Source organism: Actinomycetospora chibensis, assembly GCF_028737215.1.
GTDB lineage: Bacteria > Actinomycetota > Actinomycetes > Mycobacteriales > Pseudonocardiaceae > Actinomycetospora > Actinomycetospora chibensis.
The window spans coordinates 374,038-400,726 of the sequence record NZ_JAQZAM010000001.1; the positions used below are offsets into that span (position 1 = coordinate 374,038).

Genomic DNA, 26,689 nt, shown 5'->3' on the forward strand with positions numbered 1-26,689 from the left:
CTCGACGTCGTGCCCGGCCAGGTGCTCGCCGTGCACCCCGACCTCGCGACCCTGCTGACGACCGCCGTCGAGACCCGCTGACCCCGGCGCGAGGGACCGGCGGGACGGCCCGGGAGGAGAGGGGCTCCTTCGGGTCATCGGGGACCTCGCGCGGCGCGCGACGCTCTAGCGTGCCGTGAGCTCCCTGATCGCGCGGTCCCCGGAGGGGTCCTCGAGAAAGGAACCGGCCATGGGCAGCGCGATCGGCGCGGTGCTCCCGCTCGCCCTCGGAGTCGCCCTGAGTCCGATCCCGATCATCGCGGTCGTGCTCATGCTGGCGACACCGCGCGCCGGGGTCAACGGAACCTCGTTCCTGCTCGGCTGGCTGATCGGCCTCTCCGTCGTCGGCACGATCGTCCTGCTCCTCTCCGGAGGATCCGACGGGAGCGCGCCGGCCAGGTGGGTCGACGTCGTGAGCCTCCTGCTCGGTGTGGCGCTCATCGTGCTCGCGGGGCTGCAGTGGCGCCGCCGTCCCCGCAGCGGGACCGCGGCGCTCCCCGGCTGGATGGCGAGCATCGACCGCTTCAGCCCCCTGACGTCGGCGGGCCTGGGCCTCGCGCTCTCGGCGGCGAACCCGAAGAACCTGCTCATCACGGTGGGTGCCGCGGCGGCCATCGCCGAGACCGGCATGTCCCCGGGTGGGCAGGCCGTCACCCTCGGGCTGTTCGTGCTGCTCGGCACCCTCGGGCCTGCCGTCCCGCCGGCGATCTACCTCGGCCTCGGCGCGCGGTCGCAGCGGATCCTCGGACGCCTGCGCGGCTGGATGGCCGCGCACAACACCGCGATCCTGTGTGTGCTGCTCGCGGTCATCGGGCTGAAGCTCGTCGGTGACGGGATCTCGGCCCTCGTCGGCTGAGATCGGACGCACCTCGCCGACGGACCACGGGTCAGTGCTCCGGGCGGACCGCGACCCTCGCCGCACGCGCCCGGGGAGACCGCACAGCCCGCGACGTCGGCGCAGACGTGACGCTGCTCCCCGCCGGTTGACTCCCGCGGTGGGGGTCGCGAACATCCCCCGCCATGGGTGCACGCCGGGTGCTGACGTGGCGACGCCACGTCGACCTCATGCGCGTCGCCAGCAGCGGCTGTCGCTGACACACGAGCCCGGCGCCGGGCTCACGACGCCTCCCCGTCCCTCCCCCGTCCCGGGAGCCCGTGTGTCCACGACCGCCAGCCCGCTGTCGACCGAGTCCACCCACACCCCGCGCCGCGTCGCCCTCGCGAGCGCCGTCGGCACCACGATCGAGTGGTACGACTTCTACCTCTACGCCACGGCCACCGCCCTGGTGTTCAACCAGCTCTTCTTCCCGTCGATCAGCCCCACGGCCGGCACGCTGGCGGCGTTCGCGACCTACGCGGCGGGCTTCGGCGCCCGCCCGATCGGTGCGGTGATCTCGGGTCACCTCGGCGACCGGCTCGGACGCAAGGCCGTGCTCATCGCCGCGCTGGTGACGATGGGCGTCGCCACCACGGCGATCGGGCTGCTGCCCACCTACGCCACGATCGGCGTCTGGGCCCCGGCGCTGCTGGTGGTCCTGCGGATCGTCCAGGGCCTCGCCGTCGGCGGCGAGTGGGCGGGTGCGGCGATCCTCGCCGTCGAGCACGCCCCGGAGCGGCGCCGCGGGTTCTTCGGCAGCTTCACCCAGCTCGGGTCGCCGGCCGGGATGCTGCTCGCCACCGGCTCGCTGTTCGGAGTCCGCGTCATCGCCGGCGACGAGGCGTTCCTGGCCTGGGCGTGGCGCCTGCCCTTCGTCGCGAGCATCGTGCTCGTCGGCGTCGGCCTGTTCATCCGCCTGCGCATCCAGGACGCCCCCGAGTTCCGGGCCCTGCGCGAGCGCGGTGACGTCGCCCGCCTCCCGGTCGTCGAGGTGCTGCGCGCCGCCCCGCGCAACGTCGTCCTCACGACGGGGCTTCGGCTCTCGCAGATCGCCCTGTTCGTCCTGCTCACGACCTACGGCCTGACCTACATCGCCGGCGAGCTGGGCAAGGCCAGCAGCGCGGGCCTGCTCGCGGTGGTCATCACGTCCGCGCTGGGGCTCGCCACGACGCCGCTGTGGGCGATCCTCTCCGACCGGATCGGACGGCGGACGCCCTACCTCGTCGGCTCGATCGGCGGCACGATCACGCTGGCCCTGTTCTTCCTCGCGGTCGGCACGGGCTCGACGACGTTGATCGTCCTGGCGATGGTGCTCGGCATCAACGTCACCCACGACGCGATGTACGGGCCGCAGGCGGCGTGGTTCGCCGAGCTGTTCTCGACGCGCCTGCGCTACAGCGGCGCGTCGCTCGGCTACGGCATCGGCTCGGTGGTCGCGGGCGGTTTCGCGCCGCTCGTGGCCGCCGCCCTCGTCGGCGCGACGGGCTCGTTCTGGCTGGTCGTGGCGTTCCTCGCCGTGCTGTCGGTGCTCACGACGGTCGCCGCCCTGCTGGCGCGGGAGACTGCGCTCGAGCCGCTCGCACCCTAGGAGGCACGTGTCCCGCCGCATCCACCTCAACGCGTTCGCCATGAACTGCGCCGGCCACCAGTCGGCGGGGCTGTGGCGCCACCCGCGCGACGAGGGGTTCCGCTACACCGATGTCGAGCACTGGGTGGGTCTCGCCCGGGTGCTCGAGGACGCCGGGTTCGACGCGCTGTTCCTGGCCGACGTGCTGGGGATCTACGACGTGTACGGCGGCTCGCGGGACGGCGCGCTGCGCGCCGGCACCCAGGTACCGCTCGGCGACCCGATGCTGCCCGTGCCGGCGATGGCCGCGGCGACGTCGCGGCTGGGGTTCGGCATCACGGTCTCGGTGAGCTACGAGCACCCCTACGCCCTGGCCCGCCGCTTCACGACGCTCGACCACCTGACGAAGGGGCGGGTGGCCTGGAACGTCGTCACCGGCTACCTGGCGAGCGCGGCGGCGAACCTCGGCCTGGGCGAGCAGCTCGCCCACGACCAGCGCTACGAGATGGCCGAGGAGTACCTCGAGGTCTGCTACAAGCTCTGGGAGGGCTCCTGGTCCGACGACGCCGTCGTGCGCGACGCCGACCGCGGCGTCTACACCGACCCGGCGAAGGTCCACGACATCAACCACCGCGGCACCTGGTTCGACGTGCCGGGCCCGTTCCTCTGCGAGCCCTCGGCCCAGCGCACCCCGGCGATCTTCCAGGCCGGGGCGTCGTCGCGTGGCCTCGCGTTCGCCGGGCGGCACGCCGAGGCGGTGTTCGTCTCGGGCCCGTCGACGACGGTGGTCGCGAAGTCGGTGGCCGGCATCCGCGCCGCGGCCGCGGAGGCCGGGCGCGACCCGGAGTCGGTGACGGTGTTCGTGCAGCTCGCGCCGGTGGTGGCCGAGACCTCGGAGGAGGCGCGGGCGCAGTACGAGGAGTACCTCGCGGTGGCCTCGACCGAGGGCGCGCTCGCGCTCTTCGGCGGCTGGACGGGTCTCGACCTCTCCGGCGTCGACCCGCACGAGCCCCTGCGTCACGTCGAGACCGACGCGGGTCGCTCCGCGCTCGCGTCGTTCACCACCGACGACCCGGACCGGGAGTGGACCCTGGCCGAGGTCACCGCGCACCTCGCCGTCGGGGGGCGCGGTCCGGTGGCGGTGGGCTCGCCGGGCGAGGTCGCCGACGAGATGGAGCGCTGGGTCGACGAGACCGGCGCCGACGGCTTCAACCTCGCCTACGCGGTCACGCCGGGCACGTTCGTCGACGTCGCGGAGCTGGTCGTGCCCGAGCTGCGGCGCCGCGGGCGGATGCCCGCCACTCCGGCGACCGGGACGTTGCGCGAGGTCCTCGGCGGCGCGGGCCCCCGGGTCGCCGCCTCCCATCCGGCGGCTGCGTACCGGCGCTGAGCCGCAGGGAGCAACGCCGCGCCGGGGTGCCCACACCGGTCGGCGAGCGGGCCGGACGCCTGGAATGATTGTGCGCGACCGTCGTCGGGTGGAGGTGCCGCGCAGGTGCCGTCGTGAGGGAGGTGGACTCGGTGGGTGGCGACGTCGGAGAGCACCCGTCCCCCGTCCCGACCACGCCGCCCGGCCCCGCGGAGCCGTTCGACCGCCTGACCGAGCTGGCCTGCGACGTCGCGGCCGCCCCGATCGCCCTGGTGAGCCGGCTCGAGGACGACGGCGTCCGGGTGTGGCATGCGGCCCCCGGTACGGACGCGATCGACCGGGAGGTGCCGGTCGCCGAGACCCTCTGCCGTCTCGTCGCCGACGCGCAGCGCCCCGTCGTCGTCCCCGACGCCGACCGTGCTTCCCGCGACGGGGAGTCCGACGCCGTGCTCGCCGTCGGCATCCGCGCGTGGGCGGGGTTCCCGATCCGGGACACCGACGGCGCCGTGCTGGGGTCGCTCACGGTCGTCGACACCCGGTCGCGGCCCTGGACCGGCGAGCAGGTCCGCCGGCTCGCGGGGATCGCCCGGGCGGCCGGGGACGAGATGGCCCTGCGTGCCGACCTCGCGGTCTCGCAACGCTCGGCCGACGAGCTCGCCCACCGGCTGCAGGCCTCCGACCGCGCCGCCCGCGCCTCCGACCGGGACGCCCGCCGGGCGTACGACCGCGCCGAGCGCGCCGACGCCCTCGCCACCGCCGCGCGCCGGCAGGCGGGTGCCGCGGTCGAGCTCGCCGAGACGCTGCAGCAGTCCCTGACACCCCAGCACCCCCCGCGCGTCCCGGGCATGGAGATCGCCGCGCGGCACCGCGGCCCCACCGACGGCCACTCGTACAGCGGCGAGGTCCTCGGTGACTTCTACGACGTGTTCGCCACGCCCACGGGGTGGGGCGTCGTCGTCGGCGACGTCTGCGGGCACGGCGCCGACGCCGCCCGCACCACGGCGCTCGCCCGCTCCACGGCCCGGGCCCTCGGACACAGCGAGCCCGACCCGGCCCTCGTGCTCACCGCCGTCAACGGTGTCCTGCACGACTGGTTCGACACCGCGCGGAGCTTCGTCACCGCCGTCTACGCCCAGATCACCGACCACGACGCCCCCGAGCCCGCAGGCCTGACCGTCCAGCTCGCCGCCGCCGGGCACCCGCCGGGCGTCGTCTGGCACCCCGGGGGTGCGGTCACCGAGCTCGACGGCGGAGGTCGCGTCCTCGGCATCCGCGCCGAGGCCGACGTCGCCAGCCAGACGATCATGCTGCCACCGGGGGCGGCCCTCGTGCTCCACACCGACGGGGTCACCGAGGCCCGCGCGGCGGGCAGCCGGGAACAGTTCGGGGAGGACCGCCTGCGTCAGGCCCTGGAGGCGCTGCCGGCCGGGGCCCACGCCGACGCCGTCGCGGACGCCGTCCTGGCGGCCGTCGACGTGCACACCGACGGACACCGCGACGACGACACGCTCGTGCTCGTCGTCCGTTCCCCCGGCGCCTGAGTCAGCGGATCAGTTTCTGGACGTCGCGGAACGCGGCGTGGTCGCTGTCGTGCAGCCACTCGAACAGCACCATCTCGGTGGTGACGACATCGACGCCGTGCGCGCGCATGCGCCCGAGGGCCCGGTCGTGGTTCGCCGGGGCCCGGCTGCCGACGGCATCGGCGACGACGGCGACGTCGCGGCCCCTCGCGCGCAGGGCGAGCACGGTCTGGAGCACGCACACGTGGGCCTCGCAGCCCGCGACGACGATCGTGCCCGGCCCGGGGTCGATGTCCGCGGCGAAGGACGTCTTCGGCTGCGCGGGACCCGGCAGCAGGTCGGCGATCTCGCCGACGGTCGGGCCGAGGCCCGCCGGGTTCTGCTCGGTGGCGTGGACGTCGACGCCGGTGAGGCCGGCGCCGCGCAGGAGCCGCTCGGCGTTCTGCAGCACCTCCGCCCCCGCGCTGATGGCCGGCATCAGGCGTTCCTGCAGGTCGACGACGAGCAGGACCGAGGACTCGGCGGACAGCAGCGGCATGCCCCGACCCTAGGACGACTGACCCCCGGGACGCTTGACGCCGCACCCCCACCGGCCGTAGGGCATGACCGTGACGATCTCCCCCGCCGGCGCCACCGACCGCGTCGCCGCGTACACCGAGCGGTTCGCCGCCTTCCTCACCGACGAGGTCGAGCCCCTGGAGGCCGACCTCGACCGTCAGGACGTCGGCTCGCCCTGGAACCCGCGCCTCGACGAGGCCGGCCGCATGCACCCCGCCGTCTGGGAGGCGCGCCGAGAGGTCCAGCGCCGCTCGGCGGCGGCCGGGCTCTACAACCCCCACGTCCCGAGCGGCGGCGGCTTCTGCCGGGCCGAGATGCAGCACGTCGAGGAGTTCGTGTACCGGCACTCCGGGCTGGGCCTGGGCCTGGCCGCGCTGGGCTGGACCGAGGGCGCGAACCCGGCGATCGAGCACTGTTCCGACGCCGCGCGGTCCCGGTGGCTCGAGCCGCTCATGGCCGGCGAGATCACCGCGGCGTTCGCCAACACCGAGATCTCCGTCGGCACCGACGTCCTGGCGATGCAGACCCGCGCGCGCCGCGACGGTTCGGACTGGATCCTCGACGGCACCAAGGCCTGGATCACCAACGCGCACTTCGCCGACGTCGTCCAGGTCACCGCCGTCACCGAGCCCGGTGCCGGCACCCGGTCGCTGTCGATGTTCCTCGTCGACGCGGGCGCGCCCGGGTTCTCCCGCGGGCGCGACATCCCGACGATGCTCGACGACGGCCTCACCGGCGAGCTCCACTTCGACGGGGTCCGGGTGCCGGCCGAGGACGTCGTCGGCGAGGTGGGCGACGGGTTCGCGCTGGCCATGGCCTGGATCAACTGGCGGCGCCTCTGCCGGGGCGGGATGTGCGCGGGCTGGGGCGAGTGGCTGCTGGCGCGGGCGATCGACCGCGCCCGGGAGCGGACCTCGGGCGGGCGGCCGATCGCCGAGCTGCAGGCGGTGCAGCACATGCTCGCCGACATGGACGCCGACGTGTACGCGGCCCGGGCGGCGTCGCTGCAGGCGCAGGCCGAGCTCGACGCGATGCCCGGCGGCGCCTTCGGGGTGCCGCTGCACGCCGACGCGCCGCGCCTCATGAGCCTCGTGAAGGTGCTCAACGACGAGGCGTTCTTCCGCGTCGCCGACCGCGCGGTCCAGGTGCACGGCGGCACGGGCCTGCGGCTCGGCTCGCCGGAGGAGAAGCTCTTCCGCCTCGCCCGCAACCTGAAGATCCCCGCGGGCACGGTGGAGATCCAGCGCAACGCGATCGCGCGCGGGCTGCTCCGGCGCGGGCAGTGACGCTCTGCTCCCGAGGTCTGGCGGCGGTCACCGGACGCTTCCAGCCCGTCCACCACCAGCACCTCGAGCTGTTCGCGCTGGCGCTCGCCGAGCACGACCACCTCGTCGTCGCCGTCACCAACCCCGACTCCGGGGCCCGCCACGAGGCGGCGACCTCGGCGCACCGTCACACCGACGCGGCCAACCCGTTCACCTACTTCGAGCGCCTGCGGCTCCTGCACGCGGCCCTCGACGGCGCGGGACTGGCCGCCCGTGCCTCGGTCGTGCCGTTCGACCTGACCCGCCCGCAGCTGTGGCCGGAATACGTCCCGCTCGGGGCCCGCCACTTCGTGCGCGCCTTCTCGGCGTGGGAGAAGGACAAGGCGGGCCGGCTCGCCGACGGCGGCTACGCGGTGACCGTCGTCGACGGCGACCCCGCGACCAAGCTCGACGCCGCCGCGATCCGCGACGGGTTCGCCGACGGGACGTGGGAGGCGATGGTGCTCCCGTCGACGATGCCGGTGCTGCGGGAGCTCCTGGGGACGCGGTCGTGAGACCGCCCGGGTACGGCGAGACCCAGCCGCGTCTCGACGACGACCGGCTGCCCGTGGTGCTCGTCGTCCTCGACGGGCTGGGCGACCGCCCGGTGCCCGAGCTCGCCGGGTGCACGCCGTCCGAGGCCGCGGAGACGCCCGTCCTCGACGCGCTCGCGGCCCGCGGGGCGTCCGGCTGGCACCTGCCCTTCGGCTGGGGCCGCGCGCCGTCGTCCGAGCTGGCGCACTGGGCGATGTTCGGGTTCGCCGACGTGCCGTTCCCCGGCCGCGCGGTGCTGGAGGCCCTCGGCGCGGGGGTCGACGTGCCGACCGGGATCGCGGTCACCCACGCGGCACTGCGGACGGCCCGGACCGACGACGCGGGGCGGGTGTGGATCACCGGGCGGGTCGCGCCCGACGACACCGACGACGCGTCACGGCTGCTCGGCGACCTGACCGTGCGATTCCGACCTCGTGTCGTCCTGACCCCGCTCCCCCGCCGCGGCGAGGCGCTGCTCGCGCTCACCGGGTACGCGAGCGGCGCCGTCACCGACTCGGACCCCTTCTTCGAGGACCGCCACCCGTGGCTGCGGGTGCTCCCGCGGGCCGAGGAGCCCGACGCCGCGCCGACGGCCGCGGCCCTGGAGGCGCTGCTGCGCGAGGCCCGCGCCGCCCTGCGCGCCCACCCCGTCAACCGCGCCCGCACCGATCGCGGCCTCCCGGCGCTGGAGGTGCTCACGACGAAGTGGTCGGGCGCGCGGTCGCCGATCCCGTCGTTCACGGAGCAGAACGGCGTCGCCGGCGCGGCGGTGACCAGCACGGGGCTCTACCGGGGCCTCGCCTCCGAGCTCGGCATGGCGTCCCGACACCTGTCCCCCGCCGACGACGTCGCTGCCGATCTCCGAGCCCGCCTCGCCGCCGCCGACGAGCTGATCGACGCCGGGGCGCGCGTCGTCCACGTCCACATCAAGGCCACCGACGACGCCGGCCACACGAAGCGGCCCCGCGCCAAGCTCGACGTCCTCGAGGCCGCCGACCGCGGGCTCGCCGGCCTGCTCGACCTCGCCGATCGCGCGGTCGTCGCCGTCACCGGCGACCACGCCACCCCGTCCACCGGCGGCGTGCTGCACACCGGCGACCCGACGCCGCTCGTCGTCGCGGGCCCGACGGTGCGCCCCGACGCGGTCACCGCGTTCGGCGAGGCCCCCGCCCACACGGGCTGGTACGGCGTCGTCACGGCCCGGGAGCTGCTCCCGCTGCTGATGGGCCACGCGAACCGAGCGGCGTTCCTCGGGCACCGCGCCGGCCCCCGGCGCACCGTCGCCCTGCCCGACGACCCGGAGCCGATGATCGACCCCGGCTACCACCGTGAGCGAACTTCGGGCCTATAGCCCCGAACTTCGCTCACAGGTCGCGCAGCTCCGCGAGGACCTCGTCGTTGTGCTCGCCGAGCAGCGGCGCGCGGACGTAGCGGGGATCGGGGTCGCCGGAGAGCTTGACCGGCTCGCCGACGATCCCGAACCGGTCGCCGGGGCCGGGGCGGTCGATCTGGACGATCATCCGGCGCGCGGCCACGTGAGGGTCGACGGCGATGTCGGCGGCGGTGCTCACCGGGCCGCACGGCACCTGGCCCCCCAGCGCGTCGACGACCTCCGCGGTCGTGCGGGCGCAGCTCCACTGCTCGATCGCGGCGTAGACGTCGCGGGCGTGCTCGAGGCGCGCGGGGTTGGTGGCGTAGCGGGGGTCGGCGCCGAGCTCGTCGCGCCCGATCACCACGGCCAGGCGCCGCCACAGGGCGTCGGTCGGGGCGGCCACGGCGACGGCGCCGTCGCGGGTGCTGACGAGCCCGTACGGGCAGAGCAGCGGGTGGGTGTTGCCCTGCGGCTCGGGGCTGCGTCCGGTCAGCGAGTGCTGGTAGACGATCCGCTCGCTCAGCGCGAGTACCGCGTCGTACATCGCCACGTCGACGTGCTGGCCCTCGCCGGTGGCCTCGGCCTGCCGGACGGCGGCGAGGATGCCGAACGCGGCGAGGATCGCGGGCAGGACGTCGCCGATCCCCGGGCCGACCTTCATCGGGTGCTCGCGGTCCGCGCCCGTGACGCTCATCAGCCCGCCCATGGCCTGGGCGATGATGTCGAACGCCGGGAAGTCGACGTACGGGCTCGCCCCGGCGCGCGGGGTGCCGAACCCGCTGATGCTGGCGTAGACCAGGCGCGGGAAGCGGGCGTGCAGCTCCTCGTACGACAGCCCGAGGCGCTCCATCACCCCGACGCGGAAGTTCTCGACCAGCACGTCCGCGCCGCCGATGAGCTCGAGCACCGTGGCCCGGTCCTCCTCGGTGGCCAGGTCCAGGCGGACGCTGCGCTTGTTGCGGTTGACGCTCGCGAAGTAGCCCGCGTACCCGTCGGGGCCGTCCGAGCCCAGCGACGGCCCCCAGCGGCGGGCGACGTCCCCGGTGGGGGGCTCGACCTTGATCACGTCGGCGCCGAGGTCGGCCAGGAGCATGGTGCAGAACGGGCCGGCCAGGACCTGGGTCAGGTCGACGATCCGCAGGCCGGCGAGCGGGGGGCCGGTCATCCCCGAGGCTCGGGCCCCACGTCCAGGCGCGTGACGATCACGAGCGAGTCCTGGAGCAGGACGGTCACCGGGGTGGAGTCGACGACCGCGGAGAGCTGGGTGCGCAGGTCGTGGTCGAGGTCGGCGACCAGGCCGACGCGCCGGTGCACCGTCGGTGGGTGCCCGGCCTCGAGCGCGACGTCGACCTCCACGTCGCACGCCTCGACGTCGTGGCGCTGCAGGAACGTGCGCACCGACATGGCGGTGCACGACGACAGCGACGCCGCGAGCAGCCCGAACGCGGTCGCGCCCTCGGGCTCGCCCTCGTCGGCCGGCACGACGCAGTCGAGCGCGAGCCCGTTCACGTCGAGCGACACCACACGTCCGTCACCCTCCGGGAGGCGACCCCGGGCCCACGCCGCCGGCGCGTCCATGGACCCCAGCTTCCCACGGGTCGCCGGCAGGAGATCGATCAGGCGGAGCGATCGTGGTGACGGGCACGGGCGAGGTGCTCGCGCCGCTCCTGCTCGCTCTCCCCGCCCCAGACGCCGTACGGCTCCTCGACCCGCCGGGCCCAGTCCCGGCAGGGTTCGCGCACCGGGCAGCCCGCGCAGATGCTGGCGGCCGCCGCGACGCGTTCGCTGCGCCGGGGGTCGCGTTCTCCGTCGGGATGGAAGAAGACCTCGGAGTTCATGCCGCGGCACGCGGCGTGGAGCTGCCAGTCCCAGTGGTCGTTGATCGCCCACGGCAGCCGGGAGACATCAGCCATTGATGCACACCTCCTACCGACCGTCGTACACCTCGGCGCCGAGCGTGGCTGTGAGATCCACGTCTCGCGCGACGAGGCGTCTGTCACGGACCGGTCGTGGGCAACCGAGGTGGTTCAGGCGGCGGCGGCGACCGTCGGTGCCGGGGCCCGGCGGCGGGTCTCGCGGCGGCCCCGACGACGACCGACCACGCCCGAGGAGAGCGCGTGCGCCCAGGCGAACGGGCGCCAGTCGTCGAGGCGGACCTCGAGGCGGTCGACGACCGCGACCAGCGCCGCCGGGTTGTGGGTGAGCCCGCAGTGACTGCTCGGGATCACCACGTTCTCGCACAGCTCGCCGTCGTCCTGCCGGCAGCCGTCGCCGTGCAGGAGCCCGTCCCACGTCGAGTAGATCGCCACCGAGCGCACGGGCACCGGGCGCCGGACCAGGTCCACGACCTCGCCCGTACGGTTCGAGAAGCCCCAGTGCCGCTCGGCGAGGCGGAACGCGGTGGTCACCCGGTTCTCCTCGGCCTCCGCGCGCCACGGCGACCCCAGGCAGACGATGCGCTCGACGGCGTCCGGGCGGACGTGGGCGAGCCAGCGGGCCATGAGCCCGCCGAGGCTCCAGCCGACGATCGCGATCGGGCGCCCGTGCCGGGCGTGGAGCTCGTCGAAGCGCGCGAGCAGCCCGTCGAGGATCGTGTCGGTGAAGCCCTGGTTGAGGCCGAGGGTCCACCGATGGGTGTGGAAGCCGCGATTGCGCAGATGCGCCCGCAGCGCGGCCGTGGCGAGATCGCTGGTGAGGAACCCGGGCAGCACGAGCACGGGCTGGCCGTTGCCGCGGCCGCTGCCGGGCAGGACGTGCCGGACCGCGTGCCACGCGGCGGTCTCCACCGACGCACGTCCGAGATCGGTGACCGTGAGCCACCAGGCCGGGAAGGGAAGGAATGCACCGGGAGTGCCGGCCTCGGGACGCCGCATCGTCGACGTCGGACTGGGGGCGTCCATCACGACCACCTCCTCGCGCGGAGACGCCACGACGCGGCTCCGTGTGGTCCACAGATACCCGAACCCGAGTCCACATACGCCCGCCGGGGTCGCGACCGACCCGATCGGGCCGGTGCCCGGGGCGGGTCAGAAGTACGCGCGGGTCACGAGGTCGGCGACGCACGCCGGCTTGGTCTCGCCCTCGACCTCGACGGTCACGCGGGTGACCAGCTGCAACCCGTCGTCGCCGACGTCCGTGGCGTCCACGAGCGTCGAGCGTGCCCGCACCCGCGTCCCGGACCGCACGACGTTCGGGAAGCGCACGCGCTCGAGCCCGTAGTTCAGGCCCATCCGCGTGCCCTCGACGCGGCGCAGGCCGTCGAGCAGCAGCGGGAGGAGCGAGAGCGTCAGGAAACCGTGCGCGACCGTCGCGCCGTACGGCCCGGTCGCGGAACGGTCGGCGTCGACGTGGATCCACTGGTGGTCACCGGTGACGTCGGCGAAACCGTCGATGCGGTCCTGGCCGATCTCCAGCCACTCCCCCGGTCCGAGCTCGCGGCCCAGTGAGGCGACGAGCTCGTCCCGCCCGTGGAAGGTCTCCATGCGGCATTCCTACCGCGCGGGCCTACACGCGCGCCGCACGGATCGCGTCGACCAGCGAGGTCGGTGCACGCCCCAGCAGGTTCTCCAGCGCCGGGCTGTCGGTCTCCAGCTCCCCCCGTGCGATTGAGAGCTCGAGTGACGTCACGAACCGGGCCGTGTCCTCGTCCATCCCCGCGCCGCGCAGGATGTCGGTGAACTCGTCGGGCGAGACGTCGCGGTAGACGACCTTGGTGCCGGTGGTCTCGGTGATCGCGTCGGCGAGCTCGCTCATGGAGAACGCCGGTCCGCCGAGCTCCCAGTAGCCCTGCTGGTCGGCGATGTCGCCGGTGAGCAGCGAGACCGCGGCCTCGGCGTAGTCCGCGCGCGTGGCGGCCGAGACACGACCGTCACCCGAGGCGCCGACGATCTCGCCGCGCTCGAGGTACTCGTCGAGACGGCCGGTGTAGTTCTCGACGTACCAGCCGTTGCGGGCGACCGCGAACGGCAGTCCGGAGGCCTGGAGGAGGTCCTCGGTGCCGGCGTGCTCGGGCGCCAGCGCGAGCTCGGTCTCGTCGGCGTGGAGCACGCTCGTGTAGACGACGAAGCCGACGTCGGCGGCGTCCGCGGCCCGGATGACGTTGCCGTGCTGCGTGACGCGGTCGCCGACCGTGGGGCTCGAGACGAGCAGCAGCCGCTCGATGCCCTCGAGGGCGGGCTCCAGGGTCTCCGGACGGTCGTAGTCGGCCTCGCGCACCCCGACGCCGAGGGCGGCCAGCTCGTCGGCCTTCGCGGTGTCCCGGACGAGCGCGAACACGTTGCGGGCCGGGACGCCGTGGCGCAGCAGGGCATCGACGGCGAGGCGGCCGAGGTGACCGGTCGCGCCCGTGACGGCGTACGTGGCGGTGGGAAGGACGGGTGCCTCGCTCATGGTCGCCAGTGTGCCCGTGCGCCCCGTCGTCCAGACGTCGCGGTCCACGAGAGGTAGAGGACGCGACGCGGCGGGCACCATGGAGGTGATGACGGTGGCGACGGGGGGCGGCGTCGCCACCTACGGAGCGGTGCTGCGCCTCCCCGGCCTCACCCCGCTCGTGACCGTCGGGTTCGCCGCGCGCATCCCGGCCACCGCAACGGCCGTCGTGCTCACGCTGCACGTCGCGGTGGGCCTGGACGCCGGGTTCGCCGCCGCGGGCCTGGTCGGCGGGGCGGTGACGGCCGGGGTCGCGCTCGGGGCCCCGCTCCTCGGCCGCCTCATGGACCGTCGCGGCCTGCGTCCCGTCCTGCTGATGTGCGGGCTCGCGCAGGCCGCGTTCTGGGGCGTCGCGTCCCTGCTGCCGGTGACGGCGCTCGCCCCCGCCTCCTTCGCGGCGGGGATGTTCATGCCGCCCGCGTTCTCCGCGGTGCGCCAGTCCCTCGCCGCCTCGGTGCCCGACGAGCACCAGCGGCCCGCGTTCGCGCTCGACGCGATGTCCACCGAGGTCGCCTACGCGGTGGGCCCGGCGCTCGGCACCCTCGTAGCGATCGCCCTGCCCGGCCGTCCCGGTCTGTGGGCCGTGGGCGGGGCGTTCGTCCTCGCGTCGGCCGCGCTGGCGAGGCTCGACCCGCCACTGCGCCTGCCGGGCACGGCCGCGGAGGACCGGACCGCGCCCCCGGTGCGCTCGTGGTTGCGCGTCCCGATGCTCGTCGCCCTGGCGTCGACGGGCGCGGCGATCCTCATGCTCACGGCCACCGAGCTCGCCGTCGTCGCCGGCCTGACCGCCCGTGGGGAGACGGCCTGGTTCGCGCTGGCCAACGCCGTGTGGTGCGCCGCGTCGCTCACCGGGGGCTGGATCTACGGCGGTACCCGGCGCCCGCCCCCGACCGCGGTGCTGCTGGCCCTGCTCGCGCTCGGGTCGCTGCCGGTCGCCCTGGGCGGGCCCTGGTGGACCGTGACGCTCCTGCTGATCCCCGCCGGCGCCTTCTGCGCGCCGGCACTGGCCTCGGCCACCGAGACCGTGGGGCGCCTGGCCCCCGACGGCGCACGGGGCGTCGCCATCGGACTGCACAGCTCCGCGCTCATGGCGGGCGCGGCGATCGCCTCGCCCCTGTCCGGCGTCCTGATCGACACCGTCGCCCCGGCGGCCGCGATCGCCGTCGCGGCGGCGGTCACCCTCGCGGTGGCGGTCGCCGCCGCCGTGGTCACGCGCGCCCGCACCCGGTGACCCCGGATCCGATGACACAGTCAGTTCCGACTGTTTATGGTGCGCCTGAGCACCTCGTCGACCACGGGAGGAACCCGATCATGGATCTCCAGGGCGTCTCGGCCCTCGTCACCGGCGGCGCGTCCGGCCTCGGGCTGGCCACCGCGCAGGCGATCACCGCCGCGGGCGGGCGGGTGGTCGTCGCCGACCTCCCGTCGTCGAAGGGCAAGGAGGTCGCCGCGGACCTCGGCGGGGAGTTCGTCGCCGCCGACGTCACCGACGCCGACGCGCTGGGCTCCGCGGTCGCCGCGGCCGAGGCCGCCGGTCCGTTCCGCGCCCTCGTGCACTGCGCGGGCATCGGCAGCCTCACCCGCGTCGTGGAGAAGAACGGCGACCCGGGCGACATGGAGTCCTTCGAGCGGGTCATCCGCGTCAACCTCTTCGGCTCGTTCAACGCCCTGCGCCTCGCCGGCGCCGCCATCGCGCGCACCGAGCCGGTCAACGGCGAGCGCGGCGCGATGATCATGACGGCCTCCGTGGCGGCGTTCGAGGGCCAGATCGGGCAGATGGCCTACTCGGCGTCGAAGGGCGGCGTCGTCTCGATGACGCTGTGCGCCGCGCGCGACCTCGCGTCCAAGCTGGTCCGCGTCAACACCATCGCGCCCGGGCTCTTCGACACCCCGCTGTTCGCGACGCTCTCGGAGGACGTCCGCAAGGCCCTCGGCGAGTCGGTGCCCCACCCCCGCCGCCTCGGCGACCCCGCCGAGTACGGGCAGATGGCGGTCGCGATGCTGCAGAACCCCATGCTCAACGGCGAGACGATCCGGCTCGACGGCGCGATCCGGATGCCTCCCCGATGAGCTCGCCCGCGGGTGACGAGGAGGTCCTGCGCACCGAGCGCGACGGCACCACGCTGATCATCACCATCGACCGCCCGAAGGCGCGGAACTCGGTGAACACCGCGGTCGCGGAGGGGATCGCCGCGGCGCTCGACGAGCTCGACGACGACGACGCGCTCGTCGCCGGCATCCTCACCGGCGCCGGCGGGTTCTTCAGCGCCGGCATGGATCTCAAGGCCTTCCTGCGGGGCGAGCGCCCGCACGTCGGCGACCGCGGATTCGCCGGCATCACCCAGCGCCCGCCGTCGAAGCCGCTGATCGCCGCGGTCGAGGGGCCGGCGCTGGCCGGCGGGTGCGAGCTGGTGCTGTCCTGCGACCTCGTGGTGGCCTCGGAGGAGGCGACGTTCGGGATCCCGGAGGTCAGGCGCGGGCTCGCCGCCGCCGCCGGCGGCCTGATGCGCCTGCCCGCCCGCATCCCGCGCACCGTCGCCATGGAGCTCGCGCTCACCGGCGACCCGATGAGCGCGGCCGACGCCCACCGGTGGGGGCTGGTCAACCACCTCACGCCCGCCGGCGGGGCCCTCGAGGGCGCCCGCGAGCTCGCTGCGCGGATCGGGGCGAACGGTCCCCTCGCGGTGCGGGCGAGCAAGCAGGTGATCGTCGAGTCCCCCGACTGGAGCTCGGAGGACATGTGGCGCCGCCAGGGCGAGATCCTCGGCCCGGTGCTGAACAGCGAGGACGCCCGCGAGGGCGCCGCCGCCTTCGCCGAGAAGCGCGCGCCGCAGTGGAAGGGCCGCTAGGTGCGCTTCGCGCTCGTGAGCACTTCGAGGTGCTCCAACACCTCGAAGTGCTCACATGCGCGGAGCGCACCTCTCAGAGGGTGTCCTCGCCGTACATCTCGCCGAGCGGGTCCATGATGAACTCGACGCGGGCGCCGTCGGGGTCGCGCGTGTAGATCGAGACGTCCGACTCGACCATGTACTCGATCCCGCGCTCGTCGAGGCGGCGCTTGATGCCGTACCACTGGCTGCCGGGCACCGAGATCGCGATGTGGTGCAGCCCGCCGAGCACTTCGGCGTAGGGGCTCGGGTCGACGCCGGGCAGGTCGAAGAAGGCCAGGTTGTTGCCGTTGCCGACGTCGAAGAAGAAGTGTGTCGAGCCCGCGAGGTCGCGGTTCTCGAACAGCACGGTGACCGGGAAGCCGGCCACGTTCTGGTACCACTCCACCGTCGTGCGCACGTCGCGGCAGACCAGGGCCGTGTGGTGGATGCCCTTGCCCGTCGACGGCGGACGGTGATCGGACGGGACGAGGAACTCCTCGCGGATCCGATCGCGGGCGGCCGTCAGCCGCTGCCGCTCCTCTTCGCTGATCAACGACGACTTGTCCGCGCTCATGCCGCAGACCGTAGACCGTTCAACCGAGATCGTGGACCGCGAGCGATCCCGCGTCGCGCTCCGCCTTGCCGCCCGCCGCGCCGCCGTCGCGGGTGAGCTCGGCGAGCATGCGGTAGGTCAGGCTGCGCGGGCGCAGCCCGAGTTCCGCCGCTGCCTCCTCGCCGAGCCGTTCGACGAGCGTCTTGGAGACCAGGCGCTGACCACCGGCCGCCACCTGCTCGACGCGGGCGCACTCGTTGACCTCGTCGCCCAGCGCCGTCACCTCGAGGCGCCCGCCGGTGACGACCTGACCGATGAACAGGTCCGCGCCCCAGTGCGCGCCGACGTTGAGCCGGCAGTGCTCGTCGGAGACGTCGACGCCGGTCTCGGCGAGGTCGGCGACGACCTCGGCCACCGCGCCCGGCAGGCCCTGCACGACCCGCAGCGCCGCGGACGCCGCCTCCGAGTCCGAGCCGTGGCCCTCGGTGAGGAAGTAGGCGCTGGCCCCGTCCCCGGCGTGCTTGCCGACGATGCCGCCGTGCCGCGCGACGAGCGCATCGAACGCCGTCGTGATCCCGCGGATGAGCTCGAAGTAGGCGGGCGTCGGCAGGCGGCGGGACAGCGGGCCGGAGGAGTCGACGTCGGCGAAGACGATGGCCGCCGGGCGCTTCGCCGGCTCCGAGAGGTCGGCCATCCGCGTGAACATCGCCTCGTCGCCCTCGCTGACCAGGGCGAGCACCCGGGCGGGGAGGAGCGGTGCGTAGATCAGTGCGGCGCCCATCGGTGAGCCGTCGGCGTGGCGCAGACCGACCCCGAGCATGCCCACCGACCGCTGCCGGGCCCCGACCTGCAGGCCCAGCGGCAGGACCCACAACGGCGCCGCAGGGTCGGTCTGGCCGTCGAGACGGGGGTGCAGGTCGCGACGCAGCGTCTCGACGGCCTCGGGGGTGAGGAGGTCACGCCACAGCGGGCGCTCGAGCACCTCGTCGACGTGCTCGCCGTAGCCGACGTCGGTGTCGTCGTCCGCGCCGGCGAGCATCAGCATCTGCTCCGAGACCCAGGCCAGGCGCCCGTGGGCGTCGATGACCTGCGCTGCCGTCCGCCCCGCGGCCAGGGCGGTGGCGACCTCACCCAGCGGTCCCTCGGGTCCCCCCACGGCGCGAGAGCCTACGGACCACCGAACGGGTGATCCGGCATCGACCGGCGATGCTCGGCGTCGTGGACGAGCACCCCGAGGAGCTCTCCCACGTGGTGATCGCGGGCACGCGACAGGACATGACGTCCCGCACGTCTCTGGGTGATCAGGCCGGCGAGGCGGAGCTTGGCGAGGTGCTGCGACACGGCCGGGCGGGTCGCCCCCAGGCGCGCGGCCAGGGTGGAAACGTCCAGCTCATCGCCGCAGAGCAGCCACAGCATCCGCAGACGGGTGGGATCGGCCAGCATCCGCAGGCCCTCGACGGCCACGTCGACGTGCTCGGTGGGTGGGAGCTCGGCCCAGCTCCCACCCCGTTGCACGTTGTCGTGTGCGCACACGCTTACGTATTGTGCCAGAGGACGGAGCCGTGTTGGCATCCATTCGGACGCCGCCCGACGACGATCGCCCGCCCGGTGGAGGCAACGAGATGAGCAGTCCGCTCGACCGCCCGGTCCCCCGGACCGCGACACGTCCGTTCTCGGGGGGCGGGTCGGCCCGGCCCGGCGGCGAGCGGCCCCTCGACCTGCCGTCGCGCCTCGCGGTGCGGGCCTGCGGCACGGAGCGCAGCCCCGACAGCCCGTCCGGCCTCATCGCCGACATCCTCGCCCTCCACGACGCCCTGGCCGCCGAGCCCTCGCTCGAGCCGGGCCCGCGCACCGACGCGCTGTTCACCGCGCTGGTGGCGCTGGCCGTCGCCCCCCGCGCGCCGCAGGAGGTGGATGCGGTGCTCGCCGACCCGCGGCTCACCGAGCGCCTCCCCGACCTGCGCGCCCTCTGCGCCACCGGCGAGTACGCCCTGGAGCGCGCCTGGGCCCACCGGGTGCTCGCCGCGGACGACCCGCACGCCGAGCTCGAGTCGTTCCCGTACCTGCAGAACTACCGCGACCTCACGCGCATCGAGTACCACGCCGTCGCCGGTCACGCTCCCCGCGCGCCCCGGCGGGCGCTGTTCGTCGGCGCCGGGCCGCTGCCGCTCTCGGCGCTGCTGCTCGCCCGCCACAGCGTGCGGGTCGACGCCGTCGACGTCGACCCGGAGGCCGTGGAGCTCGGCGGCCGGTTCGCCGCGACGCTCGGTGACGACGTGCGCGTCGCCGCCGGCGACGTTCTGGAGCTCGGCGACCTCGGGGACTACGACCTCGTCTGCGTGGCCGCGCTCGTCGGCCTCGACCCCGACCTGAAGGCCGCCGCCCTGGCCCACGTGCGCGCCCGCATGCGGCCCGGCGCCATCGTGCTCGCCCGGAGCGCCCACTCGCTGCGCGGCCTGCTCTACCCCGTGCTCGAGGTGGCCGGCGGCGACCTCGGCGGCCTCGACCCGGTGGCCGTGCTCCACCCCCACACCGACGTCGTCAACTCGGTGGTGCTGGCCCGCGTCCCGGCCTGAGCGTCGCGACCCGGGCAGGGCAGGCTGGTCCCGTGCCCACCACCCGCACCGGACCGCACCCCGTGGCGGTCGGGGCCGTCCTGCTGCTCGTCGCGATGATCGCGGCGGCGCTGTGGAACTCCGACGCCTCGGGAACCGGAGCCCGCAACGTCGGCAGCACGGAGGCGGCCCCCGCTCCCGCTCCCGCCCCCGCTCCCGGCGCCGCGCCCCCCGGCGCGACCTGCGCCCCGACGGTCACCAACCCCGGCGGGCGCAACAACTACGACGACGACGCCCCTCTCGACGTACCGCTGGGCCGGGGCCTGGTGATCACCGGCCTCGTGCGCGACACGGCGTGCCGTCCGCTGCCCGGCGTGCCGGTGCAGGTGTGGCTGCAGACCGCCCTGGGCAGCGAGCGCGAGAACCGGACGACGGTGCTCACCGGCCCCGACGGGCGCTACCGCGTGGACACCGATCCGGCCGTCGCCCAGTTCGGCGAGCCGAACGTGCACGTGGCGCACGACGTGCGCGGCCCGTGGCGCGCCGTCTTCCAGCGCCATGTCGTCGACTCCGAGGACACCCTGGCCGTCGTCGACCTCACGCTGGTGCCGTCGTCGTGAGCGCCGTCCGGGTCGTCGGGGCCGCGGCGGCGCTCGGCGGGGCGTTCCTCGTCGTCCTGGCCCTCGCGGGCCCGCACCTCGCCGGGGCGCCCGCGCTGCTCGTGGTGTCGACGCTGGCGGCGTGCGTCGCCGTCGCCGCGCTCGCCGTGCAGCCCTGGCTGACCCGGCGCCGCGTCGGGGTCCACGTCCGGGTCGGCGGGATCGTCGCGGTCCTGGTCGCCCTGCACGTCGTCGCCCTGTTCGTGGAGGACCCGGACGACGCCCTGTTCTCGATGTCGCCCGACGGGCCGACCCGGTCGCGCATGGCCCTGTTCGCGACCGTGCTGCTGGTCGCCGTGACGCTGCTCGGGGTGCTGCGGCGGCGCCTGCGCTGGTCCCCGGCCACCTGGCGCTTCCTGCACGGGAGCCTCGCCGCGCTCGTCGTCGTGCTCGGCGTCGGCCACGCGGTCCTGATCCAGGGCGCACTCGACGGGTGGGGCACCGTGGTGCTTCTCGTGCTCGGCGGCCTCGGGGTGGTCGGCGCGGTGTGGCGGCTGGTCGTGGTCCTGCGCCGGGCTCCCCGAACCACCGACCCACCGCCGACCCGCTGACCTCATCCCCTGCGGGTGAGGAACGCGCCCGCGCCCGGAGGAAGGGTGCAGCCATGACCGAGGGCCCAGCTGGATCCGAGGCCGCACCCGTCGGCGGACTGCGAGCAGGGCGGGGGGTGCTCACGGTCGCCTGCGTCTCGACGTTCGTGGTCAACGCGAACACCTCTGCCGTGAGCATCCTGCTGCCGTCGATCGCGGCGGACCTCGACACCTCCATCGAGCTGCTCCAGTGGGCCGTCACCGGCTACCTCCTGGTGGGGGCCGCGGTGATCGTCACGTCCGGGGCGCTCGGGGACATCCTGGGGCGCCGGCGGGTGTTCCTCGCCGGGCTGGCCCTCTTCATCGCGTCCTGCGCGCTGATCGCCCTGGCCGGATCGGGCGCGATGGTGGTGATCGGCCGCGTCATCCAGGGAGCCGCGGGCGCGACGATCCTGGCGTGCGGCCTGAGCCTGCTCTCGGTCGCGTCGTCCGGGGCCCAGCAGATGCGTGGGGTCGCGCTCTGGGGCGCCGCCGCCGCGGCCGGCGCGGCCGCCGGCCCGCTGGTCGGCGGTCTCCTCGACGAGGCCACCGGGTGGCAGGGCCTGTTCTGGATCGACGCCGCCATCGCCCTCGCCTGCGTGCCGCTCACGCTGCGCACCGTGCAGGAGTCGTCCGACCCGGACCGGCCCCGCACGGTCGACGTCGCGGGGACGGCCCTCATCGCGGGGATCCTCGTGCCGTTCGTGTTCGCCATGACCAAGGGCGGAGACTGGGGCTGGGTCTCGGTGCCGACCCTGTCCTGCCTCGCCGTCTCGGTGGCGGCCACCGTGGGCTTCGTCGTGGTCGAGGGACGGGTGCCCGCCCCACTCGTCGATCTCCGGCTGCTGCGGAACCTCGCCCTGGTCGGCTCGACGCTCGCGATCCTCATCGGCGCCGGCGCGATCGCCGCCCTCGGCCTGCTGATGAGCCTGTACTTCCAGGACCCGGCCGGCCTCGGCATGTCGAGCCTCGCGGCCGGTCTGGCCTCGCTGCCGGTGGCGGCGCTGGTCATCCTCGTCGCCCCCGCGATCACGCCGCTGACAGGGCGGTTCGGCACCCGACCGATCATCTCGGCCGGGTTCCTGCTCCTCACGGGGGGCTTCGTCGTGCTCGTGTTCGTCCAGCCGAGCTGGACCTACGCGACGTTCGTCCTGCCGCTCCTCGCGATCGCCGTCGGGCTGGGACTGTCCAACGGACCGGCCTCCGCGATCTCGACGTCCTGCGTCTCCCCCGCCGACGTCGGCGCCGCCTCCGGCATCTCGAACATGGCCCGCTACGTGGGCGGCGCGGTGATGACCGCCGTGGCGGCGGGGATCTACGGCAACATCGGGCTGGCCCGCCAGGGGGCCGGCGAGTCGCCGGAGGACGCGCTCGCGAGCGGCTTCGCGGCCGCCTCGCTGGCTCTGGCCATCTTCTCGGCCACGGGGATCGTCCTCGCCGTCCTCGCTCGCCGCCGCGCCCGGCGCGGGCCGGCGATCGCCGAGTACGCCGCGGCGGCCGCCGCGACCACCCACACCCTCCCGGTGCAGGAGGCCGTGGCGGCGGGCGCCGGCTCCCCGATCGCCACCGACGCCCCGCGGCCCGACGGCGCGCCCCGCTGACGGGACGCGCCCGCCTCACGACACCGGCGACACAGCCCGCTCGCTCGACGACCGCTGGGCCGGGACCGCCAGTGGACCGCGCCACGCGCCGTAGCCGGCGTTCGTCGCGGCCTGGGCAGCGCCGATCGCGTGCTTCGCGAGCTGGGCGGGGGTCATCTCCGTGCGCTGCTGCCAGCGGCGGCCGGCGCCGATCACGGCGGCGCTCCCGAGGGCCAGACCGAGGGTGGCGATCGCGCTGCCGATGCCGGTGAGCACGACCCCACCCATCAGCAGGCGGGTGTTGACGAGGTGTTCCGGATGTGAGGACAAGAGGGACCTCCAGTGGATTCGGTGCACCCACGGTCGGCCGACTTCTCCGCCCCCGCATCACCCGCATCAGATGACGGGTGGTGGGGTAGGAGCGCGGGGCGGACGGCACGTCGCAGGGGCAGCCGTTCCCGAGGCAGGCGCGCGATCACCCGGAGCAGGACCAGCAGGTTCGGTGCGGTCCTCACACGGTCGGTCCTCACACGGGGTCGGTACCGACCGCCGCCGCCACCGCCCGAGCACGCTGCCGGGACTCGTACCGCGCGAGGATCTCGCCGATCACGCCGACGAGCAGGCCCCAGGACGCGACGACGAACAGCCACGTGCCGGCCCGGGTCAGGGCGGGAGACAGGAAGAACAGGCTGCCGATGACGAACGCGATGTTCCCGAACAGGGCGACGCCCAGGTGGACCCAGGGGACGTCGTGGGCGTAGCGGCGGATGTGCCGGACGTAGATGAAGAGCAGCATGATCGCCTCTCGCTGGCCGGGTGCTCAGGGACCGGGGTCCGGGGCCCGCGGTCCGGGGGGTGTCAGCTCCTCACGGAGGGCCCGGGGCAGCCGGGGACGCCATCCGACCCCCACCAGGACCCCCACCGTCAGGAGCAGGATGATCAGCGACTGACCCGGCAGCCCCAGCCACAGCAGACCGACGATCAGCAGCAGCCCCACGACCAGGACGGCGAACCGGATCCGGGCCGCGCGGCCGCCCCGACCCGACGCGCGGTGCCATCGGCGCGCGAAGGAGGGGTCGTCCGCGGCCAGGGCCCGTTCGGTCTCCGCGAGCACCGACCGTTCCGCGTCATCCAGCGGCATCGTCGACTCCTCTCCCGGCCTCACCCGGGGTCCCGCGCCAAGAGGTCCGGCGCTCCACGAGCGTCGCGTCCCGCGCCCGGACGCGGGTCACCCGGCGGAGATGAATCAGGTCGCCTCCGGGGCGGGTGCGACCCGGGGGCCGGGGTCGGGCAGCCGGAGCGTCACCACGTAGGAGACCACCACCCCGACGATCACGAGCGGCATCACGGTCAGGCCGTCGGCTCCCAGGAAGAGCGTGGCCAGCAGCACCGAGGTCAGCGGCAGGCGGAGCATCCCGACGGTCATCGCCCCCATGCCGATCGCGGCCCCGGGGAGGGCGTCGAGACCTGGCAGGTGGGCCAGCGCGGTGCCGCCGGCGGCCCCGATGAACATCGCCGGGAACGTGGGCCCGCCGCGGAAGCCGGCCAGCGCCCCGGCGTACGCGAGTCCCTTGCACACGATCAGCAGCAGCAGCGCACCGACGCCGTACGCGGCGGGGTCACGCAGCAGCGGGCCCAGCGCGTCCTGCCCGGAGAACAGCACCTCGCCGACGTCGTGGCCGGTGACGCCGGCGTAGAGGATGGCGAGCGCGGCGATGGCCAGGCCCAGTGCGGGGATCAGGAGCAGCGCGCGCCGGACGACCAGCGGTTTCATCCGGAGAGCGGCGTCGCGGATCACCCAGCAGAGCAGGGCCGCCACGGCACCCGCCACCACGGCCCACCCGATCCCGGCCACCGTCGGGGAGCTCGCGGCCGGCAGGTCGGACACGGCGAGGGAGAAGGTGCCGAAGCCGGTCCACGAGTCGAGACCGACGAAGACCAGGGAGCCGATCCCGGCCCCGAGCAGGCCGGGGACCAGCACCATCGTCGCCGTGGCGCCCCCGAGCCCGGCCGCCTCCATCATGAGGAAGGCGGCGGCGAGCGGGGACCCGAAGAGCGTGCTCACGGCCGCGAAGCTGCCGGTCGCCGCGACCACCGACGCGACGCTCGCGGGCACGTTCCCGCGGCGGGCGGTGCGGAGGGCGAGCACGGCGAGCCCGCCCCCGACGGCGATCAGCGGCGCTTCCGGTCCGACGACCACGCCGAGCCCGATGCTCGCGAGCGCCGCGGCGGCGATCCCGCCGAGGTCACGCCCCGCCGGGAAACCGCCGGCGTGGAAGCCGTCGGCCGGCGACTCGCCCCCGTGGCCCGGCAGGAACCGGATCACGGGGGCGACGAGCACGCCGGCGATCGTGAGCGGGACGAGCGGCCACCACAGCGGCGGGGCCGCGAAACCCAGCGCGAGGGGTGCCGTGGTGAACGCCCAGGTCTGGAGCGCCGAGGTCAGGAGGAGGAATCCGTAGGCGAGCGCCGAGATCGGCACCCCGAGCGCGGCGGCCAGCCCCAGCATCCCGAGGTAGGGACGCGAGCGCAGGACGGCCATCGGGTCGGCGGGCCCGTCCGCGCTCGCCGGGTGCGCGACCTCAGCGGCCACCTCGCACGTCCTCTCTCCCGGTGCCGGACCGTTCCCTCAGACCGCGTGCGCGTCGGAGAAGACCTCGCGGAGCTGGGCCTCCTGCTCGGTGGAGAGGTTGGTGTGCAGGAGCTCGGCGTCGACGCCGCGGAAGGCCTCGGCGACCTTGTCCCGCACCCCGTCGGAGGTCAGCGCGAACAGCGCGGACGTCCCGGGGGTGACCTTCTCCCGCACCTCCTTGATGAAGTCGTCGTCGATCCCGACGTCGGCCATCGACGCGGCCGCCGCGCCCATCGCGGCACCCACGAGGAGCCCCAGGATCGGGATGAAGAAGATCAGCCCGAAGAGCAGGCCCCAGAAGCCGCCGCCGAGGGCGCCCGAGCCGGTGAGGTTGTTCAGCTGGCGGGTCTTGGGCTTCTTGGCCCCCTCCTCCCACGACACGATCGCACCGTCGTGCACGACGATCGACCCTTCCCGCTGGAGTCGCTCCAGGATCTCCAAGGCCTCGTCCGCTCCTGTCGCCTTCGGGAACTTCACCGCGGTCAGAGTCGCCATCGGTCTTTCCTCCTCGTCGTCGAGCCGCGCGGTGCCGGTCGGGCGCACCACCGTCCGACAGCGACTCTCGGCCGGGCCCCACCGCCTGACATCACCTCGTCGGTATGAGTCGGGACGAGGTCGGGACGAGGTCGGGACGAGTCGGCGGACCCGCCCTTGCGTCTCCTCCGCGACGGGGGAAGCGGTCGGTGGTGCGCGCCCCCGACGCTGGAGCGATGCGCGTGGTGGCGGTGTCGGGTGCGGACATCGATCGCATGGCCGACCGGCTCTTCCTCGAGGGACACCGCAAGCAGTCGGCCTTCTGGGTGCTGCTGACCCTGGCGGCGATCATCGCCGGCTCCGGGGTCGTCGCCGACTCCGACGCCACGGTGATCGGGGCGATGATCGTCGCGCCGCTGATGACCCCCATCCTCGGCACGGCCCTCGCCGTCGTCCTCGCCGACCGGTCACGCATCCTGCGCGGCGTCACCACCGTGCTCGCCGGCGCCGCCCTCGTGGTGGCGCTCGGCTTCCTGCTCGGGCTGCTCGTGCCGGAGCCGGTGGTCGCCGCCACGAACTCCCAGGTCGCCTCGCGGGTCAGCCCCGACCTCATCGACCTGGTCGCCTCCCTGGCGACCGGCCTGGTGGGCGCGTTCGCCCTGGTCCGCGACGACGTCTCGGACACGCTGCCGGGGGTCGCGATCGCGATCTCGCTCGTCCCGCCCCTGGCCGTCGTCGGGCTGACGCTCGAGTCCGGTGAGCCCGGCCAGGCCCTCGGGGCCCTGCTGCTCTTCGCGTCGAACGTCGCGGCGATCGTCGCCACGGGCACCGGTCTGCTCCTCGCCTACCGGCTCCGGCCGGCCGCGGAGGCGGCCGGCCGCCCGGTCGGCCGCCTCGGGCGCGGGACGATCGCGGTCGTCGCGGGCTTCGTGGTGCTCGTCGCCGTGCCGCTCGCGGCGGGCAGCTACCAGGTCTACCGCGGCACCACCACGGTTGCGGGGGTGCGACCGGTGGCCCAGCAGTGGGCGGCCGGCCGCTCCTGGCAGATCGTGACCGTGGCGGGTACCGCGGACGCGGTCCGGATCGAGGCGGTCGGCTCTCCTCCGGGCCCGGACCTCGCGCTGCTGCGCGAGGAGCTCGACCGGGCCGGCTACGGCGACGTCGCGGTCGAGGTGTCCCTCGTCGTCGGTGGGATGCAGGACCTGCCCGCCGGCGGATGAGCCCGGTCG

Annotated in this window: 30 protein-coding genes; 15 read left to right on the forward strand and 15 right to left on the reverse strand. The window is 74.8% G+C overall.

Annotated elements, in window-relative coordinates; genetic code table 11:
* Window positions 1–229 precede the first annotated feature (229 nt).
* From PH189_RS01905 to PH189_RS01920, 4 genes are all read left to right on the forward strand, one after another.
* Entirely contained in the window at window positions 230–895 is a 666-nt protein-coding gene (locus PH189_RS01905; protein ID WP_274187038.1) for a GAP family protein, read from the forward strand.
* A 301-nt stretch (window positions 896–1,196) separates the two neighbouring features.
* On the forward strand, window positions 1,197–2,504 hold the full coding sequence (locus PH189_RS01910; RefSeq protein WP_274187039.1) for an MFS transporter: 1,308 nt from the start codon (window positions 1,197–1,199) through the stop codon (window positions 2,502–2,504).
* Window positions 2,505–2,511: 7 nt separating this feature from the next.
* Complete coding sequence (locus tag PH189_RS01915; RefSeq protein WP_274187040.1) at window positions 2,512–3,873, forward strand: LLM class flavin-dependent oxidoreductase; 1,362 nt, start codon at window positions 2,512–2,514, stop codon at window positions 3,871–3,873.
* Between the two features lie 113 nt (window positions 3,874–3,986).
* Window positions 3,987–5,393 carry a PP2C family protein-serine/threonine phosphatase gene (locus PH189_RS01920; RefSeq protein WP_274187041.1) on the forward strand — a complete coding sequence of 469 codons (1,407 nt, stop codon included), beginning with the start codon at window positions 3,987–3,989 and terminating at the stop codon, window positions 5,391–5,393.
* 1 nt (window position 5,394) lies between these two features.
* Here PH189_RS01920 and PH189_RS01925 read toward each other — a convergent pair whose 3' ends face one another.
* Window positions 5,395–5,910, reverse strand: a complete 516-nt coding sequence (locus PH189_RS01925) for an isochorismatase family protein (protein WP_274187042.1) — start codon at window positions 5,908–5,910, stop codon at window positions 5,395–5,397.
* Between the two features lie 70 nt (window positions 5,911–5,980).
* On the opposite strand from PH189_RS01925, the gene PH189_RS01930 reads away from it, so the two are divergent.
* From PH189_RS01930 to PH189_RS01940, 3 genes are read left to right on the forward strand one after another with little or no spacing between them, the layout of a single operon-like run.
* The gene (locus PH189_RS01930; protein WP_274187043.1) at window positions 5,981–7,216 is read left to right on the forward strand and encodes an acyl-CoA dehydrogenase family protein; all 1,236 of its coding nucleotides are present in this window, start codon (window positions 5,981–5,983) and stop codon (window positions 7,214–7,216) included.
* Complete coding sequence (locus tag PH189_RS01935; protein ID WP_274187044.1) at window positions 7,213–7,749, forward strand: cytidyltransferase; 537 nt, start codon at window positions 7,213–7,215, stop codon at window positions 7,747–7,749. The genes PH189_RS01930 and PH189_RS01935 overlap by 4 nt, the downstream gene beginning before the upstream one ends.
* Complete coding sequence (locus tag PH189_RS01940; RefSeq protein WP_274187045.1) at window positions 7,746–9,119, forward strand: alkaline phosphatase family protein; 1,374 nt, start codon at window positions 7,746–7,748, stop codon at window positions 9,117–9,119. Before PH189_RS01935 ends, PH189_RS01940 begins: the two co-directional genes overlap by 4 nt.
* A gap of 13 nt (window positions 9,120–9,132) precedes the next feature.
* On the opposite strand, the gene PH189_RS01945 is transcribed toward PH189_RS01940, so the two are convergent.
* From PH189_RS01945 to PH189_RS01970, 6 genes are all read right to left on the reverse strand, one after another.
* Window positions 9,133–10,305 (reverse strand): CaiB/BaiF CoA transferase family protein, encoded by a 1,173-nt coding sequence (locus tag PH189_RS01945; RefSeq protein WP_274187046.1) that lies wholly within the window; start codon window positions 10,303–10,305, stop codon window positions 9,133–9,135.
* Entirely contained in the window at window positions 10,302–10,718 is a 417-nt protein-coding gene (locus PH189_RS01950; RefSeq protein WP_274187047.1) for an OsmC family protein, read from the reverse strand. Before PH189_RS01950 ends, PH189_RS01945 begins: the two co-directional genes overlap by 4 nt.
* 38 nt (window positions 10,719–10,756) lie before the next feature.
* Complete coding sequence (locus tag PH189_RS01955; protein WP_274187048.1) at window positions 10,757–11,053, reverse strand: WhiB family transcriptional regulator; 297 nt, start codon at window positions 11,051–11,053, stop codon at window positions 10,757–10,759.
* A gap of 114 nt (window positions 11,054–11,167) precedes the next feature.
* Window positions 11,168–12,040 carry an esterase/lipase family protein gene (locus PH189_RS01960; protein WP_274187049.1) on the reverse strand — a complete coding sequence of 291 codons (873 nt, stop codon included), beginning with the start codon at window positions 12,038–12,040 and terminating at the stop codon, window positions 11,168–11,170.
* A 126-nt stretch (window positions 12,041–12,166) separates the two neighbouring features.
* Complete coding sequence (locus tag PH189_RS01965; RefSeq protein ID WP_274187050.1) at window positions 12,167–12,622, reverse strand: MaoC family dehydratase; 456 nt, start codon at window positions 12,620–12,622, stop codon at window positions 12,167–12,169.
* 22 nt (window positions 12,623–12,644) lie between these two features.
* On the reverse strand, window positions 12,645–13,529 hold the full coding sequence (locus tag PH189_RS01970) for an SDR family oxidoreductase (protein ID WP_274187051.1): 885 nt from the start codon (window positions 13,527–13,529) through the stop codon (window positions 12,645–12,647).
* An 88-nt stretch (window positions 13,530–13,617) separates the two neighbouring features.
* Between PH189_RS01970 and PH189_RS01975 the strand changes: the two genes are divergently transcribed.
* From PH189_RS01975 to PH189_RS01985, 3 genes are all read left to right on the forward strand, one after another.
* Window positions 13,618–14,799 carry an MFS transporter gene (locus tag PH189_RS01975; protein ID WP_274187052.1) on the forward strand — a complete coding sequence of 394 codons (1,182 nt, stop codon included), beginning with the start codon at window positions 13,618–13,620 and terminating at the stop codon, window positions 14,797–14,799.
* 80 nt (window positions 14,800–14,879) lie between these two features.
* Window positions 14,880–15,638, forward strand: a complete 759-nt coding sequence (locus PH189_RS01980; protein ID WP_274187053.1) for an SDR family NAD(P)-dependent oxidoreductase — start codon at window positions 14,880–14,882, stop codon at window positions 15,636–15,638.
* Window positions 15,635–16,417, forward strand: coding sequence for a crotonase/enoyl-CoA hydratase family protein (locus PH189_RS01985; protein WP_274187054.1), 783 nt, complete (start codon window positions 15,635–15,637; stop codon window positions 16,415–16,417). The genes PH189_RS01980 and PH189_RS01985 overlap by 4 nt, the downstream gene beginning before the upstream one ends.
* A gap of 73 nt (window positions 16,418–16,490) precedes the next feature.
* On the opposite strand, the gene PH189_RS01990 is transcribed toward PH189_RS01985, so the two are convergent.
* Genes PH189_RS01990 through PH189_RS02000 form a run of 3 tightly spaced genes read right to left on the reverse strand, consistent with a single transcriptional unit; the run spans window position 16,491 to window position 18,524 of the window.
* Window positions 16,491–17,012, reverse strand: coding sequence for a VOC family protein (locus tag PH189_RS01990; protein WP_274187055.1), 522 nt, complete (start codon window positions 17,010–17,012; stop codon window positions 16,491–16,493).
* Window positions 17,013–17,031: 19 nt separating this feature from the next.
* Window positions 17,032–18,147, reverse strand: a complete 1,116-nt coding sequence (locus PH189_RS01995) for an adenylate/guanylate cyclase domain-containing protein (protein ID WP_274187056.1) — start codon at window positions 18,145–18,147, stop codon at window positions 17,032–17,034.
* Between the two features lie 11 nt (window positions 18,148–18,158).
* A complete protein-coding gene (locus PH189_RS02000; protein ID WP_274187057.1) occupies window positions 18,159–18,524 on the reverse strand; it encodes an ArsR/SmtB family transcription factor in 366 nt (121 codons plus the stop codon).
* An 89-nt stretch (window positions 18,525–18,613) separates the two neighbouring features.
* On the opposite strand from PH189_RS02000, the gene PH189_RS02005 reads away from it, so the two are divergent.
* The 4 genes from PH189_RS02005 to PH189_RS02020 all read left to right on the forward strand — a co-directional run bounded on the left by PH189_RS02005 (window position 18,614) and on the right by PH189_RS02020 (window position 22,375).
* Window positions 18,614–19,567 (forward strand): nicotianamine synthase family protein, encoded by a 954-nt coding sequence (locus tag PH189_RS02005; RefSeq protein ID WP_274187058.1) that lies wholly within the window; start codon window positions 18,614–18,616, stop codon window positions 19,565–19,567.
* A 32-nt stretch (window positions 19,568–19,599) separates the two neighbouring features.
* Entirely contained in the window at window positions 19,600–20,166 is a 567-nt protein-coding gene (locus tag PH189_RS02010) for a peptidase associated/transthyretin-like domain-containing protein (protein ID WP_274187059.1), read from the forward strand.
* Window positions 20,163–20,756: a ferric reductase-like transmembrane domain-containing protein gene (locus PH189_RS02015; protein WP_274187060.1), complete on the forward strand. Its 594-nt coding sequence runs from the start codon at window positions 20,163–20,165 to the stop codon at window positions 20,754–20,756. The genes PH189_RS02010 and PH189_RS02015 overlap by 4 nt, the downstream gene beginning before the upstream one ends.
* Before the next feature lie 116 nt (window positions 20,757–20,872).
* The gene (locus PH189_RS02020) at window positions 20,873–22,375 is read left to right on the forward strand and encodes an MFS transporter (protein ID WP_274187061.1); all 1,503 of its coding nucleotides are present in this window, start codon (window positions 20,873–20,875) and stop codon (window positions 22,373–22,375) included.
* A 15-nt stretch (window positions 22,376–22,390) separates the two neighbouring features.
* Here the strand turns inward: PH189_RS02020 and PH189_RS02025 are convergent, their stop codons facing one another.
* The 5 genes from PH189_RS02025 to PH189_RS02045 all read right to left on the reverse strand — a co-directional run bounded on the left by PH189_RS02025 (window position 22,391) and on the right by PH189_RS02045 (window position 25,481).
* Window positions 22,391–22,684 (reverse strand): hypothetical protein, encoded by a 294-nt coding sequence (locus tag PH189_RS02025; protein WP_274187062.1) that lies wholly within the window; start codon window positions 22,682–22,684, stop codon window positions 22,391–22,393.
* Window positions 22,685–22,880: 196 nt separating this feature from the next.
* Window positions 22,881–23,150 carry a YrhK family protein gene (locus PH189_RS02030; RefSeq protein WP_274187063.1) on the reverse strand — a complete coding sequence of 90 codons (270 nt, stop codon included), beginning with the start codon at window positions 23,148–23,150 and terminating at the stop codon, window positions 22,881–22,883.
* A 24-nt stretch (window positions 23,151–23,174) separates the two neighbouring features.
* Entirely contained in the window at window positions 23,175–23,495 is a 321-nt protein-coding gene (locus tag PH189_RS02035) for a DUF3040 domain-containing protein (protein ID WP_274187064.1), read from the reverse strand.
* A gap of 105 nt (window positions 23,496–23,600) precedes the next feature.
* Window positions 23,601–24,947: a chloride channel protein gene (locus tag PH189_RS02040; protein ID WP_274187065.1), complete on the reverse strand. Its 1,347-nt coding sequence runs from the start codon at window positions 24,945–24,947 to the stop codon at window positions 23,601–23,603.
* A gap of 36 nt (window positions 24,948–24,983) precedes the next feature.
* The gene (locus tag PH189_RS02045; RefSeq protein ID WP_274187066.1) at window positions 24,984–25,481 is read right to left on the reverse strand and encodes a DUF1269 domain-containing protein; all 498 of its coding nucleotides are present in this window, start codon (window positions 25,479–25,481) and stop codon (window positions 24,984–24,986) included.
* 215 nt (window positions 25,482–25,696) lie between these two features.
* Between PH189_RS02045 and PH189_RS02050 the strand changes: the two genes are divergently transcribed.
* Window positions 25,697–26,680, forward strand: coding sequence for a TIGR00341 family protein (locus PH189_RS02050; RefSeq protein ID WP_274187067.1), 984 nt, complete (start codon window positions 25,697–25,699; stop codon window positions 26,678–26,680).
* The last annotated feature ends 9 nt before the right edge of the window (window positions 26,681–26,689 follow it).

Bases quoted from the DNA above. Each gene is read 5' to 3' on its own strand.
- PH189_RS01945 (WP_274187046.1), bottom strand. From the start codon at position 10,305: ATGACCGGCCCCCCGCTCGCCGGCCTGCGGATCGTCGACCTGACCCAG.
- PH189_RS02005 (WP_274187058.1), top strand. From the start codon at position 18,614: ATGAGCAGTCCGCTCGACCGCCCGGTCCCCCGGACCGCGACACGTCCG.
- PH189_RS01985 (WP_274187054.1), top strand. From the start codon at position 15,635: ATGAGCTCGCCCGCGGGTGACGAGGAGGTCCTGCGCACCGAGCGCGAC.
- PH189_RS01965 (WP_274187050.1), bottom strand. From the start codon at position 12,622: ATGGAGACCTTCCACGGGCGGGACGAGCTCGTCGCCTCACTGGGCCGC.
- PH189_RS02030 (WP_274187063.1), bottom strand. From the start codon at position 23,150: ATGCTGCTCTTCATCTACGTCCGGCACATCCGCCGCTACGCCCACGAC.
- PH189_RS02045 (WP_274187066.1), bottom strand. From the start codon at position 25,481: ATGGCGACTCTGACCGCGGTGAAGTTCCCGAAGGCGACAGGAGCGGAC.
- PH189_RS01905 (WP_274187038.1), top strand. From the start codon at position 230: ATGGGCAGCGCGATCGGCGCGGTGCTCCCGCTCGCCCTCGGAGTCGCC.
- PH189_RS01980 (WP_274187053.1), top strand. From the start codon at position 14,880: ATGGATCTCCAGGGCGTCTCGGCCCTCGTCACCGGCGGCGCGTCCGGC.
- PH189_RS01990 (WP_274187055.1), bottom strand. From the start codon at position 17,012: ATGAGCGCGGACAAGTCGTCGTTGATCAGCGAAGAGGAGCGGCAGCGG.
- PH189_RS02035 (WP_274187064.1), bottom strand. From the start codon at position 23,495: ATGCCGCTGGATGACGCGGAACGGTCGGTGCTCGCGGAGACCGAACGG.
- PH189_RS01975 (WP_274187052.1), top strand. From the start codon at position 13,618: ATGACGGTGGCGACGGGGGGCGGCGTCGCCACCTACGGAGCGGTGCTG.
- PH189_RS01970 (WP_274187051.1), bottom strand. From the start codon at position 13,529: ATGAGCGAGGCACCCGTCCTTCCCACCGCCACGTACGCCGTCACGGGC.
- PH189_RS01925 (WP_274187042.1), bottom strand. From the start codon at position 5,910: ATGCCGCTGCTGTCCGCCGAGTCCTCGGTCCTGCTCGTCGTCGACCTG.
- PH189_RS01950 (WP_274187047.1), bottom strand. From the start codon at position 10,718: ATGGACGCGCCGGCGGCGTGGGCCCGGGGTCGCCTCCCGGAGGGTGAC.
- PH189_RS02050 (WP_274187067.1), top strand. From the start codon at position 25,697: ATGCGCGTGGTGGCGGTGTCGGGTGCGGACATCGATCGCATGGCCGAC.
- PH189_RS01960 (WP_274187049.1), bottom strand. From the start codon at position 12,040: ATGGACGCCCCCAGTCCGACGTCGACGATGCGGCGTCCCGAGGCCGGC.
- PH189_RS01955 (WP_274187048.1), bottom strand. From the start codon at position 11,053: ATGGCTGATGTCTCCCGGCTGCCGTGGGCGATCAACGACCACTGGGAC.